Annotated in this window: 11 protein-coding genes; 9 read left to right on the forward strand and 2 right to left on the reverse strand. The window is 63.7% G+C overall.

The window, feature by feature from the left end:
* Window positions 1-1,084: 1,084 nt before the first annotated feature.
* The gene (locus JQ567_RS00145; protein WP_212436932.1) at window positions 1,085-1,477 is read left to right on the forward strand and encodes a hypothetical protein; all 393 of its coding nucleotides are present in this window, start codon (window positions 1,085-1,087) and stop codon (window positions 1,475-1,477) included.
* A gap of 159 nt (window positions 1,478-1,636) precedes the next feature.
* Here the strand turns inward: JQ567_RS00145 and JQ567_RS00150 are convergent, their stop codons facing one another.
* Window positions 1,637-3,262, reverse strand: a complete 1,626-nt coding sequence (locus JQ567_RS00150) for a winged helix-turn-helix domain-containing tetratricopeptide repeat protein (protein WP_212436933.1) — start codon at window positions 3,260-3,262, stop codon at window positions 1,637-1,639.
* Between the two features lie 237 nt (window positions 3,263-3,499).
* Here JQ567_RS00150 and JQ567_RS00155 point away from each other — a divergent pair, with 237 nt between their 5' ends.
* From JQ567_RS00155 to JQ567_RS00165, 3 genes are all read left to right on the forward strand, one after another.
* The gene (locus JQ567_RS00155) at window positions 3,500-4,357 is read left to right on the forward strand and encodes a class I SAM-dependent methyltransferase (protein WP_212436934.1); all 858 of its coding nucleotides are present in this window, start codon (window positions 3,500-3,502) and stop codon (window positions 4,355-4,357) included.
* Between the two features lie 117 nt (window positions 4,358-4,474).
* Window positions 4,475-5,344, forward strand: coding sequence for an alpha/beta fold hydrolase (locus JQ567_RS00160; protein ID WP_212436935.1), 870 nt, complete (start codon window positions 4,475-4,477; stop codon window positions 5,342-5,344).
* Between the two features lie 92 nt (window positions 5,345-5,436).
* Complete coding sequence (locus tag JQ567_RS00165; protein WP_212436936.1) at window positions 5,437-6,321, forward strand: efflux RND transporter periplasmic adaptor subunit; 885 nt, start codon at window positions 5,437-5,439, stop codon at window positions 6,319-6,321.
* Window positions 6,322-6,424: 103 nt separating this feature from the next.
* On the opposite strand, the gene JQ567_RS00170 is transcribed toward JQ567_RS00165, so the two are convergent.
* On the reverse strand, window positions 6,425-7,264 hold the full coding sequence (locus tag JQ567_RS00170; RefSeq protein WP_212436937.1) for a caspase family protein: 840 nt from the start codon (window positions 7,262-7,264) through the stop codon (window positions 6,425-6,427).
* A 320-nt stretch (window positions 7,265-7,584) separates the two neighbouring features.
* Here JQ567_RS00170 and JQ567_RS00175 point away from each other — a divergent pair, with 320 nt between their 5' ends.
* The 5 genes from JQ567_RS00175 to JQ567_RS00195 all read left to right on the forward strand — a co-directional run bounded on the left by JQ567_RS00175 (window position 7,585) and on the right by JQ567_RS00195 (window position 13,995).
* Window positions 7,585-9,321, forward strand: a complete 1,737-nt coding sequence (locus JQ567_RS00175) for a hypothetical protein (protein ID WP_212436938.1) — start codon at window positions 7,585-7,587, stop codon at window positions 9,319-9,321.
* A gap of 313 nt (window positions 9,322-9,634) precedes the next feature.
* On the forward strand, window positions 9,635-10,330 hold the full coding sequence (locus JQ567_RS00180) for a thermonuclease family protein (protein WP_249165151.1): 696 nt from the start codon (window positions 9,635-9,637) through the stop codon (window positions 10,328-10,330).
* Window positions 10,331-10,394: 64 nt separating this feature from the next.
* Window positions 10,395-11,228, forward strand: a complete 834-nt coding sequence (locus JQ567_RS00185; protein WP_312017324.1) for an LssY C-terminal domain-containing protein — start codon at window positions 10,395-10,397, stop codon at window positions 11,226-11,228.
* Between the two features lie 328 nt (window positions 11,229-11,556).
* On the forward strand, window positions 11,557-12,747 hold the full coding sequence (locus JQ567_RS00190; protein ID WP_212436940.1) for an alanine--glyoxylate aminotransferase family protein: 1,191 nt from the start codon (window positions 11,557-11,559) through the stop codon (window positions 12,745-12,747).
* A gap of 186 nt (window positions 12,748-12,933) precedes the next feature.
* Complete coding sequence (locus tag JQ567_RS00195) at window positions 12,934-13,995, forward strand: ABC transporter ATP-binding protein (RefSeq protein WP_212436941.1); 1,062 nt, start codon at window positions 12,934-12,936, stop codon at window positions 13,993-13,995.
* Window positions 13,996-13,999: the final 4 nt, after the last annotated feature.

The raw sequence follows: 13,999 nt of genomic DNA on the forward strand, positions 1-13,999 counted from the left end.
TATGATTGGGAAATCGGCCAGCACGCTGTTCTCTGAGTACCAAGCGTCGTGTTCGAAGTGCTCTCCGATCAACGCATCGCATTTGTAGCACCCGTTGCTAATGTGGCCTTGCATTCGGCTGTATCTTGCTTTGATAGCCCCCACGAAGGGGGACGGCGGTAGGCGATTTACTACGGTTGATAAAAGGTCAGGAAACCTTCCGAGATCTGCCACCGTGAGCTGGCAACGGTGAGGTCCAATTGCGATGTCGATGAAGGTAATAATCCGCGTTGATGCTCTGCAGCGCCAACAATCCATCACGCCGGAATGTACCGTCACTGTGGCACCCCTTCCGACAGCGACCCCGTATCGGAACCGTCCCGCAAACACCGCGTCGAGGAACTCTGGCATAGGCATCATCTGATCAGAGGTGATACGAGCCTGAAAACCAGTTGTCGTATTTCCGACGATACAAACTGCTGGCAGATCTTCCGAGATTGGAAATTCGCGCTGTCGGAATAGCCAAAGGCATCGGACGTCAGACTGCCGATACCGCTCCTGCCGAAGGTTGGTCACTTGGATTGTTTGGCCCGACCATTGTATTTCGATGGCTACCTTGTGTTTGCCTTTCGTCGCCAGCACGTCTGCGGTCCAGACGTCACCGGCTGGCGAGGACCCACGCTCTTCGGTCGAGCAGGTCCAACCTGCCCTGCGGGCCGCGTCGACCGCCAATGTCTTGAGAATGAGGTGCTGTGCCGTCTCCAGAGCGGTAGTGCATGTTCCGCGTGATTTGTGGGCGAAGAAACGTGTCCCAAGGCGCGAGCTCTTCAATACGACCGGCGCATCGCAGCATGGCATATGGAGAGCTTGCGACCTCCTGTTGCTCAGTCGCAACGCTGCCCATTCGTCGTTGGTCAGGTCAAAGGACTGAATATTCTGGTCATCTGGCCCGAGGCAACGCAGTGGCATCTCGTGAACTATCTTGAGCGCGAACGGAATGGTAGATTATGTCAGGATTATTTGCTCAGGCGCTGATTAAGGCAACACCTATCGCTAGTCACCCACCGACTCACGTGGAGTAACCGCTGTGCCTTCTGAACAGCCAATGACCAACCAGAAACCAACGGCTCTAAGACGCAATCAGAGCGACGCCCGTCGGATCGCGCGTGCTGCGTATCCCCATCCAGGTTGCTGCATCTGCGACAATCAGCACGTTGAACTGGCCCACCTTGACCATGACCCACTCAACAACGATCCGGATAATCTCGCGTGGCTTTGCCCGACCGATCATCACAGGTTTGATCGCGGATTAATCCCGCTCGATGGGCTAAAGAGTTTCCGCGCTCATCAGCAGCGAGTAAAAGGAAAGAAGACGACGTTGTACATGAAGGATGCTGGCTCAAAGGCGGCAGCTTCTCGCGCTGCGCTCGGGATCGGGAGTGAAATAGCGCGCAAGGCGCACGCCACCCGAAAAAGAAACAAACAAATCGCGCCATAGCGTATTCGCGTTGTGGCGGCACGTATACCCTTGTTCTCGGTTCTTGGTTTAAGACGATCACTGTCACATCCATAAGCGCTCTGGGACATTTGCTGGAATCAGCTCACGGAGCGTGTTAACAGCGAGAATTGCAGCTTTCGGTGGTCGTAGCCCGTCCCCCTACCCCAACCCTGCCCGCCTAAACCCCTCCAGATAATGCTCCCTCTCCACCTCATGCTCATACGGCATCTCGCTCGATAGCCACGCCAGCGAGATATTCGGCTGCACGTTCCGAAGCCCCTCCAGCGCCGCTGCCGCCGCCTGGGTGAAGCCGGACATGCCCAGCGAGGCCGTCAGCACGCGGTGGGCGCCGACGAAATCGGGGCGCTGGCGCAGCGCTTCGCGGGAGAGGCGGATCGCCTCCTCGTAGTTGCGGCCGACATACTGGCAATAGGCGGCGACGCCGCAATAGATGCCGGCAAAGGGATCGCGCGGGGAAAAGCGCAGCGCCTGCCGGGCGGCGGCGTCGCCGTCCTCCCAGCGCCCGCGATAGGACAGCGCCACGCCATAGATGCCGCGCGCAGGCGAGAAATTCGGATTGAGCCGCAGCGCCAGCTCGAACTCGGCGATGCAATCGTCAAAGCGGCGGTTGAACAGATAGACGCTCGCCAGCGCATAATGCGCCCACGCATCCTCAGAATCGGCGCGGATCGCCGCCAAGGCGGCGCGTTCCGCCGCCCGCACCGCCGTCGGCATGTCCTCCCAGCCCATATGGGCCGCAAAGGTGTGGCAGGCCGCCAGCAGGCTGAGCGCCTGGCCGTAGCCGGGATCGACCGCAATGGCTTTTTCCAGGAGCGCCTGCGCCACCAGATTGTCCGATCGCGTCACCCGCCAGTAATGCGACAGCGCGCGCATGACGAGATCCCAGGCGTCCATATTGTCGGGCGTCTTGCGCTGGCTGCGGAAATTCTCCGCGGCGTAGAGCTGCGGCTCGATCGCGGCGACCACGGCCTGCGTGATCTCGTCCTGCACCGCGAACACGTCGGCCAAATTGCGGTCGTAGCGCTCGGCCCAGAGATGGCTGCCGGTGACGACATCGTTGAGCTGCGCGGTGATGCGCACATGGTCGCCATCCTTGCGCACCGAACCCTCGACGACATAGCCGACGCCGAGTTCCTCGCCGATCTGCTTCAGATGCACCTGACGGCCGCGATAGACGAAAGCGGAGTTGCGGGCGATGACATAGAACCAGCGCAGCTTCGACAGCGCGGTGATGATGTCCTCCGAAATGCCTTCGGAAAAATATTCCTGCTCGGGCTCGCCGGAGATGTTCGTGAATGGCAGCACGGCGATGGCGGGGCGATCGAGCGGCGGCAGGGAGGCGACGGCGGGTTCGGGCGGGCGAGGTGTTGATGCAGGGGTCGCGCTTTGCGGCACAAGAGTGCCGCTGAGCGCGGGTCGCGGCGCAAGAGCGCCGCTGGGCGTAATAGCGCCGCTGCCGCTGCTGACGTCGCCGACGAAGCGGAAACCCTTGCGCGCGATGGTGCGGATCAGCGCCTGGTCCTTGCCGCTGTCGCCGACCGCGGTGCGCGCGGCGTTGATGCGGCTGGTCAGGGTGGATTCGGAGACGATGCGGCCATGCCAGATGCTCTCGATCAGATCGTCCTTGGAGACGACGTGGTCGCGGTGCTCGACCAGGTACCTCAGGAGATCGAACACCTGCGGCTCGACTGCGACAATTTGGCCATCGCGGGTCAACTCCCGCACGGCGGTGTCGAGCACATGGTTGGCAAAGTGAAATTGCACGCGACTATCCCCGTGGCCGGTTGATCGGGCCCCCTTGGCGCCCGGTTTTGCCGGGTTTTGCTGGCGGGGCCGCTCAATTAGCGCGCTCAAATCAGCCATGACGTGCGCTACCTCACAGAAAAATCAGGGTGGCCTCAAGGCAAAATCCACCCCGTGTCAGAGTCTTTAGGTCCGCGGAAGGCGATGTTCGGTTCATCGCGGCCCACCCCGTGGCCGCATGACCCGGAGCAACACCGCATGGCCACCCCAGCTGCCGCTACCGCCGCCACCCCCACCCCGACCATGATGCCAGCGCCCGACCTGGCCGCGCTGAAGACCAAGCAGCAGGCAGCGTGGTCGTCAGGCAATTACGCCATTGTCGGTTCCACGCTGCAGATCGTCGGCGAGCAGCTGTGCGAGGCGATGGACCTCAAAGCCGGCGCCAAAGTGCTGGACGTCGCCGCCGGCAACGGCATGGCCTCGCTCGCCGCCGCGCGCCGCTGGTGCGACGTGACCTCGACCGATTACGTGCCGGCGCTCTTGGAGCGCGGCCGGGCGCGCGCCAATGCCGAAGGCATGACGATGGAGTTTCGCGAGGCCGATGCGGAGAACCTGCCGTTCGACAACAACAGTTTTGAAGTGGTGCTGTCGACCTTCGGCGTGATGTTCACGCCGAACCAGGACAAGGCGGCGGCTGAATTGCTGCGCGTATGCAAGCCGAAGGGCCAGATCGGGCTCGCCAACTGGACGCCGGACGGTTTTATCGGCCAGGTGTTCAAGACGCTCGGCAAGCATCTGCCGCCGCCCGCCGGCGCGAAATCGCCGGCGATGTGGGGCACGCGCGCGCGGCTCACCGAAATGTTCGACGCCGGCGCGGCCTCGATCAAGGCCGAGTCGCGGCTGTTCAATTTCCGCTACCGCTCGGCCGAGCATTTCCTCGACGTGTTCAAGACGTTTTATGGCCCGGTGCTGAAGGCGTTCGCCGCGCTCGAGCCGGCCAAGCAGGAAGAGCTGCACAACGACCTGCACGCGCTGATCGTGCGCATGAACCGCGCCACCAACGGCAGCATGGTGGTGCCGAGCGAATATCTCGAAGTGGTGATTACCAAGCGATGACGCTGCACTTCCACACACCCCCATCATCGTCATGCCCGGGCATCGCCGTCCTTCAGACGGCTATGCCCGGCCATGACGGGGAGAAAGTCACTTCTGAGAACGCACAGGACAAGTTCGATGAATATTTTGACTCCAGTATCTTCACGCAAAAGCGCCACCGCTTGCGTCGTCGCGCTGCATTGCTCACTCGGTTCGGGACGCCAATGGGCAAAGCTCGGCGCCGAACTTGGCGCCGGCACAAGGCTGATCGCGCCGGATCTGATCGGCTATGGCCATAGCGCCGTTACGTTCGACCTGCCGCTGACGCTGGCGCAGGAAGTGGCATGCCTGCGCGCGACGCTGGATCAGGCTGATGGTCCGATCCATCTGGTCGGGCATTCCTATGGCGGCGCCATCGCGTTCAAGATCGCGACCGATCCGGCGTATGAGCATCGCGTCCAGAGCCTTGCGCTGATCGAGCCGGTGCTGCCGACGCTGCTGCTTGACAGCGCGCCGGACCGGCGGCTGCACGACCAGTTCGAAGGTCTCGCCGCCGAGGTGCGTGAGGATATCTGGAACGGGTCAGTGCTGGAGGCGATCGACAGGTTCAGCGAATTCTGGTGCGGCTCCGGCCCGCGCGAGGAGCTGCCTGTGGCCGCGCGCATCCGCATGATCGAACATGCGGAACGGCTGCCGTTCGATTTCGCAGCCGCCTTCGCCGAAGAGAACGTCACGATGGCGGCGACCTCGTTGCGGGTGCCGACGCTGCTGTTGTCCGGCGGGCAATCTCCGAACCTGACCCAGCGCATCGTTCGCCGGCTGGCCGCGGTCATCGACGGCGCCGAACTGCGCCATCTGCCGGATGCCGGGCATATGCTTGCCATGACCCATGCCGCCATCATCAACCCTGTGATCGCGGCCCGCATCGCCCGCGCCGATCAACTCGCCGGCGTGTCGCTGGCGGCCGGCCAGCCGGCGGCGAAGCTGGTCAGCCTGGCAGGCGGTTGAGCGGCGGTTTGGGCCTTCTTGCCGCTTGGCGCGCCGGTCGGGCATCTGGTATCGATGTTCCCGAAACCGGGCAAAATGGAAACGAAACGCCGATGATCACCGCGCGCGACCTCAAGCTGCCTGCCCTGATGCTTGCGGGGGCACTCAGCCTGGCCGCGCCGCAGGCCTTCGCCGCCGACGAGGAAACGGCGCCCAAGGGCGCGGCGGTCACTGTGTTCAAGGCCACAAAATCCTGCTTCGGCAACAATGTCGAGGTGTCCGGCACCATCATCGCGCGCGAGGAAACCCAGGTCCGGCCCGAGCGCATGGGGCTGAAGGTCGCCGAAGTGCTGATCGATGCCGGCGATACCGTCACCGCGGGCCAGACGCTGGCCCGGCTGACGTTGCCGGAAGGCGGCACGGTGCTGGTGCAGGCGCCCGTCGCCGGGCTGGTTTCGGCCTCGACCGCCGCGGTCGGCGCCATGGCGTCCGGCAAGGGCGAGGCGCTGTTCTCGATCATCGCCCGCAGCGAATTCGACCTGGTCGGGCTGGTGCCGACCCGCGACATTGCAAAGCTTCAGATCAACCAGAGCGCGCGGATCAAGGTGATCGGCGCCGGCGAAGTCGATGGCAGGGTGCGGCGGCTGTCGACCACGGTCGAGCCCAACAGCCAGCTCGCCCAGGTGTTCATCGCCGTCACCACCAACCGCCGGCTATTGGTCAACTCCTCCGGGCGGGCGCAGATCAAGACCGGCCAGAGCTGCGGCATCTCGGTGCCGCTGACCGCGATCCTCTATGGCAATGCCGGCACCGTGGTGCAGGTGGTGAAGCGCCAGCGCGTCGAGACGCGGCGGGTGGAAACCGGATTGATGTCACAGGGCCAGGTCGAGATCCGCGAGGGCATCGTCGAAGGCGATATCGTGGTGGCCCGCGCCGGCGCCCTGCTGCGCGAGGGCGATCCGGTGCGCCCGGTGATGGTGGCCGCGGACGCGAAGTGACGGCGTAGCCGTCATGGCCGGGCTTGACCCGGCCATCTATCACTCTTCAGAGAAATTTTTCTTGATGGATGCGCGGGTCAAGCCCGCGCATGACGAGGGGTGCTTAGCCGCCGATGCTGACGTCTTCGAGCAGCGAGGACGACACCGAGGGAACCTGCTCGCCTTCGCTGGCGCGGGAGACCGTTACGCGGGTTTTGTTGAACGCCGTTTCGAGGCCCGCTTGCGCGGCGAGGTTATTGAGCAGCTCGGACATCAGCACGCTGTACTGGCCCTTGGAATCGTCGGCCACCTTGCCCGGCGTCGCCGAGGTCAGGATCAGCGCGTTTTCGGGCGCCGAGATCGGCGCCAGGCCGTGGGAGTAGGAACGGAAACGGCGCTCATAGGGGTTGCGGCGGGAGGCGTCGACCACGACGAGTTTGACCTTGGCGCCCTGCTCCTTCATCGCGTCGAGCACGGCCTCGATGCTGACGCCGTCGCGGCGGACATCGGCTTCCTTCCAGATCGCGGCATCGACCGGGATCATGTAGCTCTGGCGGCCGACCTGGACGCCGTAGCCGCCGAAGAACAGCATCACCACGCTGTCGGGCTTGATCTTGGACTTGAGCCGGCCGATGGCGCGGGCCATGTCGTCCTTGGTGGCGTCTTCCACCACGTCGACGTCAAAGCCCTTGCCGCGCAACGCCGCGGTCAGGCCGCGGGCGTCATTGATCGGCTGCGCCAGCGGCGCCGAGGCGTCGGGATAGTGGCCGTTGCCGATGACCAGTGCGACGCGGGAAGTCTTGGTGGCGACGTCGGAATTCTGTTCGGTCGCGATCGCCTTGGCGGCATCGAGCGAACGCTTGTTGAGCGCAGCATGGGCGCCGATCGCCAGCGACACCAGACCGACCAAAGCGGCGGCCACGGTGACCGTGCGGCGAGAGATGCTAGGCTTACCGTCCATCATTCAATTCCCAATCGTTGACCAGGGCGCGCCAGTTAGTCGCGCCAGCGCCGTTTAGGTTTGAGGGGTTGCGAATTGGTGTGCCGTCGAATTGTGGCAATTTGCGGCACCGCAACAAAGAAACCCTTAACCCGCACGGCCATTGCGGGCAACCTCCTTCGGCGCATGACGTTCCCCAGAAGAATGATGGTACCAAATCGGGACATTTTCTGTGACATCAGTCACATTTGTATTTCCCGCTGATTTGTATCATTTTCAATGGCTTGCAGGCCGGCGGTGGATTCGACGGCCCTCGGTTCACGGTTCCGGCGAAAAGAGACTGCATGGGCTTTCAATATTTCGCCGGCGCCGCCTACCGCGCGCTAACCGCCCGCAAGGACGGGCCGTCGCTGTATGACGTCTGCGATCCCCTGCTGCTGAACTACGCCGGCGGCGATCCCCATCTCGGAAAGTTCTATCGGACCGCGCTTGGCAACCCCGCGCTGCGCCCGCTGCTGCGTCGTACCGGATTGCCGCAACTGCGCGACGAAGGCCGCCTGCAGTCGCTGCGCCAGGCGCTGACCCGCGCCCGCGACGAGGACGCGCCGGACTGGGAAGCGGTCGGTCAACCCATCGCCGAACTGATGGCGACGATCGATGTCCGCCACCCAAAGCCGGCGCCGGCGGTGACGCCTGCCAAAGCGCCTGACCTCGCCGAGATCGAGCGCGTGATCCGGACCTGCGGGTCGCATCTGCTGCGCTCGTTTGCCAGCAACGGCTTCATCCCGACCTATGCCGCGTTCAACCTGCTCGGCGATGCCGACATGGGCGGGCGCGAAATGCTGATGGCGCTGACCGGGCTCAATTCGCGCGGCTACAAGAACTCGACCCTGCTGTTCAGCCTGGCGCGGATCTTCATCGCGCATTCACCCGCCCGCGCGCTGATCAACCCGCCCTGGACCGGCATCGCCGAGCCGATGTGGGAGCCGATGCAGATCCGGCATCGCTCGGCCTATTACGACGCCTTCTTCACCGAGGCGCTGCTCAGCTTTGTCGAAACCGGCCTGGCCTCCGTGGACCAGACGGCTGCGTCGCGCCGCGCCATCTCGGAGATGGTCGATTTTTGCCTCGCCACCAGCGCCGAGGAAGTGCCCTCGCATGACGGCTCCACCGTGCGCGTCATCACCGCACTGGCGCCGCTGCCGCATCCGCGCTTTTCGAAATTCTTCTCCCAGATCAAGCAGGATCTCGGCTTCGGCATCTACGTGCCGGACTGCGACACCACGGCCTGCTCGTTCTCGGCGGCGACGCAGGCAGGCTCGACCGATCCGATCCTCGACCAGCCGCTTTTGGATTTCTACGCCGGCTATCAGGTCCGCAGCGGCGCCAACGAGCCGCGCGTGACGGTGCCGCTGAACGACAATGTCGAGTACGAGGGCGGCGTCGTCACCTGGATCGACAACCTCGCCGGCGACCGGCCCTACGGCAACGACCTCGACCCGACGCTCAATCTCGACATCCTCGAGGTCAGCTTCCGCAACCTTGCGCGCTGGAAGATCATCGAGACGCCGTCACGGCTGGAGACGGTTCACCGCATCATCGGCTTCCAGAAGCGGCTGGTGGAAAGCGGCGCGTTCACCAATCCGCGCTCGCATATCTATTATCTGCCGGAGCTGTATTGCGCCTATTTCGGCCGCTGCTACGCGGCCTTCATCGCGCTGCCGCCGGCGGCGCGGCTGGCGATCGATCCCGAAAACACCTTCGACTTCATCCGCGGCCGCGTGCTGGCCTATGTCGAGGGCGAGTTGATCACCCACGAGATGAACGCCTTCGACGCGGCGCTGGCCCTGATGGCGCTGGCGCATCTCGGCGCCGACGCTTCGAGCTTTACGCCAGCGCTGCATTGCATCGTCGCCGGTGTCGGCGAAGGCGGCCGGCACGGTCCCTACAAGGCCTATGAGTGGAACAAGATGAAGACCCCGACGCGTATCCTGGTCGGTGGCCCCGAGGTGACCTCGGCCTTCGTGCTGATGGGGCTGGCGCTGGCACGGGGTGTGATGATGCGGGGTGGAGTCAGCTGAGAGGCGTAGGGTGGGCAAAGCGAAGCGTGCCCACCAACTTCGTCGAGTGTGATAGATGGTGGGCACGGCGCAAGGGCGCCTTTGCCCACCCTACGGTGCTGCGAGTGCGGCCCGCTGCATAAGGGCCTTCTGACGGGAAGTTGAAAGCCATGCGACCCCAGAGCACTGGCGAGCCGGCCTCAATGTCCGCACAATCCGCGCAATGATGATGCACATTTCCGCGCCGGGATTGCCCATGAAGTCCAAGATTTGGAAATCGAAGCGGTTGAAATCGAAGGTTTGGAATTCGAAGATTTGGCTTTGTGCCGTCTTGATGTTGTTGCTGCCGGCGATGGCGCACGCCGCCGACATCACCGGCGTCCCGAAGATCCGCGAAGGCGATAAGCTGCAGATCGGCAATACCCGCATTCGGCTCGGCGGCATCGACGCGCCGGCGGTGGACCAGCTCTGCCTCAACAACAAGGGCGAACGCTGGACCTGCGGCGTCGCGGCGCGTGACGAAATGATCAAGCATTTCGGCAACAAGAGCTGGACCTGCCGTACCCGCAGCGTCGATCGCCGCGGCCGCATTGTGGCGCGATGCGAGGTCGGCGGCGAGGACGTCCAGAAATGGCTGGTCGCCAACGGCTGGGCGCTGGCATTCACTCGTATTTCCCACGACTATGAGGCGGATGAAAAGGCCGCGCGCGAGGCCAAGGCCGGCATGTGGCAGGGCGCCTTCATCGCGCCGTGGGACTGGCGCGCCCGCAACAAGAAGACCGCCATTCTCGGCGCCGCCAAGCCGCCCGAGAACGCCAGCACCATCCTGCAGGCATCGGCCTCCGGCTCGGTCGCGCCGTCGCCCGACTGCACCATCAAGGGCAACGTCAACCGCTCGGGCGAGTGCATCTTCCACCAGCCCACCAGCCGCTGGTATGCGAAGATCGAGATGAAGATCAGCAAGGGCACGCGCTGGTTCTGCTCGGTCGAAGAGGCCGAAGCCGCGGGCTGCCGCGAGACTAAACGCTAAGATCTTACCTCTTCCCGCGAAGTGCGGGGCGAGGGAGAAGTGCCGCAACTGAACGAGCAACGCTGTGGCGCGCACGCAAGTTGATGGACCACTGCCAAAACGGCGCGGCGGGCTGCGCCGCGCGATTACGCTCACCCTGTTCATCCTTTGCGGCTATGGCCTGCTCGCCTATCTGATCCTGCCCGGGCTGTGGACGCATTATGAGCACCAGAGGGGCCTTGCGGATCTGCCGATGGTGACGCGCACGGGACAAGGCATTCCCGGCGATCCGATGAATGTCGGCCTGATCGGCGACATCGGCGACGTGGTCTGCGCGATGCATCAGGCCGGCTGGTATCCGGCCGATCCGATCACGCTGAAATCATCGATCGAGATCATAGGCAGCGTGCTGCTCGACCGTCCCTACAAGGATGCGCCGGTCAGCAATCTCTATTATCAGGAACGCCGCGAGGATCTGGCTTACGAAAAGCCGATCGGCGCCAGCGCCGATCGCCGCAACCACGTGCGCTACTGGAAGGTGCTGGATCAGGGCGAGGAAAAACGCCCGGTGTGGCTCGGCGCGGCGACGCAAGATCGCGGCGTCGGCGTCAGCAGATACACCGGCGCGGTGACGCATCACATCAGCGCCGATCTCGACACCGAGCGCGCGCGGCTCAGCACCGACCTCGCAAATGCCGGCATGGTGACCGCGAAATATCAGGTGACCGGCATCGGGCCGACGATTGCGGGCTATAATGGCGGCGGCGACCTCTATTACACCGACGGCGAGATCTGGGTGCTGCGGCTGGTCGAGGCGTGCCGGAAGCGCGACGGCCCCGCGGTGACCATCCCGAGCCCGCCGGCGACCGAGCTGAAGGATCAGATCTGGCATGCGATCGCGGGTGCAATGGGAAAATAGCCAATGGCTGTCGTCCCGGCCTTGAGCCGGGACCCATACTCCGTGACACTCATTGTTGCAGAAGGCCTCCAGCGCCAGCGTCCTCACCGATGGGCCGCGGCGTATGGGTCCCGGCTCAAGGCCGGGACGACGAGATAGAGTACAGACATTGCACGGAGTTGCAGGGCTTCCTCAAAGGCTTCCCTCGGAGCAATCCATTCCCTATTTGTGATTCTGGATTGCTTCGCTGCGCTCGCAATGACGGTTTCAATCGAATATGATTGTGCTCCAATTTCTACCAAACCTCGGGCGCCTTGATTCCGCGTTCCACCGATAAGGAATAAGAAAAATGACCGTTCGCGCGGGCCGGGAATTTCTGGCCATCCCCGGACCCACCACCATGCCCGACGAAGTGCTTCAGGCGATGCACCGTCCGGCGCTCGATATCTATTCCAAAGAGATGCTGGACCTGACGCACGGCCTGCTCGGCGATCTCTCCAAGCTGTTCGCGACCAAGGGCCACTCCTACATCTACATCGCCAACGGCCATGGCGCGTGGGAAGCGACGCTCTCCAACGTGCTGTCGCGGGGCGACAAGGTGCTGGTGCTGGAAAGCGGCCGCTTCGCGATCGGCTGGGGCAATGCCGCGGCCGCGATGGGCGCTGAGGTCGAGGTGCTGAAAGGCGACTGGCGCCGCGCGATCCGCCCGGCCGAGGTCGAGGCGCGCCTCAAGCTGGACAAGGAGCACAAGATCAAGGCCATCGTCGCCGTGCAGATCGATACCGCTTCGGGCGCCCATAACGACGTCGAAGCGATCGGCAAGGCGATCAAGGCGTCGGGTCATCCCGCGCTCTTCATGGTCGACACGGTTGCCTCGCTCGGCTGCGTACCGTTCGAGATGGACGCCTGGGGCATCGATGTCGCGATGTCCGGTTCGCAGAAGGGCCTGATGACGCCTCCGGGCCTCGGCTTCGTCGCCGCCAACGACCGCGCTCGCGAGGTGCACAAGAAGGCAAACCTGCGGACGCCCTATTGGGACTGGACCGAGCGCGAAGGCAGCGAGCATTACCGCAAATATGCCGGCACCGCGCCGGTGCATCTCTTGTTCGCGCTGCGCAAGGCGATCGATATGCTCCACGCCGAAGGCCTGGAAAATGCCTTCCTGCGCCACCGGCTGCTCGCCGAAGCGGTTCGCCGCGCCGTCGCGGTCTGGGCCGAGGGCCAGGTCATCGGCTTCAACATCGCGGAAGCAAACGATCGCTCCAACACCGTGACGACGGTGACGGTGAACGGCCATGACCCCGCCGCGCTGCAGCGCTATTGCAAGGAAAAATGCGGCGTGGTGCTTGGGACCGGCATTGGCGACCTCTCCGGCCAGGCATTCCGGATCGCGCATATGGGCCACGTCAACGCGCCGATGATCCTGGGCACGCTCGGCGTCATCGAAGTCGGCCTCAACGCCCTCAACATCCCCCACGGCAAGGGCGGAACCGAAGCAGCGATCGAATGGCTCGGCGAAAGCGTGAGCGCGACAGCGTAATCACGGCTTCTGCGCGCTCGACGCCGTCTCTCTCACAATGTGAGAGAGATTCGAGGCGATGCGCTTGATTCAATCCAACTAACTTCTGACGCGAAGGCTTTCCCGCGCGTCATATTTAGTGCTTATACTGTATGCCAGAGAAAGCCGGGCGCAGACTCCGGTGCAAGAAACGTTGGAGGATTCCGATTGGCGTCCGTCGAATTGCGCGGCCTGACCAAGCGATTTGGATCGCTCGCGGTGGTCGATAACGTCTCGCTGCGGATCGATCATGGTCAGCTGGTTTGCCTGTTGGGACCATCGGGTTGCGGCAAGACCACGACGCTGCGGCTGATCGCGGGCTTTTTAGAACCCTCCGACGGCGAGATCCATGTCGGCGACCGGCTGGTGTCGTCGAAGGCGCGGACGTTGCCGCCCGAACAGCGCAAGATGTCGATGATCTTCCAGAGCTACGCGCTGTGGCCGCATATGACCGTGACCGAGAACATCGTCTACGGGCTGCGCCTGCGCAAACTGGATCGCGATATCATCGCCAAGAAACTCGCCGCGATCCTGGCGACGACGAAACTTGAGGCGCTGGCGCAGCGTTACCCCGGCGAACTCTCCGGCGGCCAGCAGCAGCGCGTGGCGCTGGCGCGCGCGCTGATCGTGGAGCCGGAAACGCTGCTGCTCGACGAGCCCTTGTCGAATCTCGACGCCAATCTGCGCGAAGAGATGCGGTTCGAGATCCGCCGGCTGCATGACGAATATCGCTACACCACGATCTACGTCACCCATGACCAATCGGAGGCGATGACCACGGCCGACATGATCGCGGTCATGAACGGCGGCAGGATCGACCAGCTCGGCACGCCCGAGGACATCTATGCGCGCCCCGAATCCGAATTCGTCGCGCGCTTCATCGGCGCCAGCAACGTGATCAAGGGCACCGCGCGCGATGGCAATCATGTCTCGTTCGCGGGCGCGACCTTGCAGGTGGTCGGTGCGCCGCTCACATCAGGCCAGAGCGCGCCGGTCGCGATCCGTCAGCACGATATCCAGCTTTCGACGCAGACGCCGGCGGCGCCGCAGAACGCGATCAAGGCCACGGTCACGCGGCAGGTCTATCTCGGCGTGGCGCGCGACTACATGGTGGAGGTGGCCGACGGCACCTCGCTGCGCGTCACCACGCCGACCGCGAACAATGTCGCAAAGGGAACCGAAGTCTGGCTCACCCTGCCGCCCGACCGCTGCCGGGCGCTCAGCCGATAAAGAG

It is taken from the genome of Bradyrhizobium sp. AUGA SZCCT0431, assembly GCF_018131065.1.
In the GTDB taxonomy this organism is placed as follows: Bacteria; Pseudomonadota; Alphaproteobacteria; order Rhizobiales; family Xanthobacteraceae; genus Bradyrhizobium.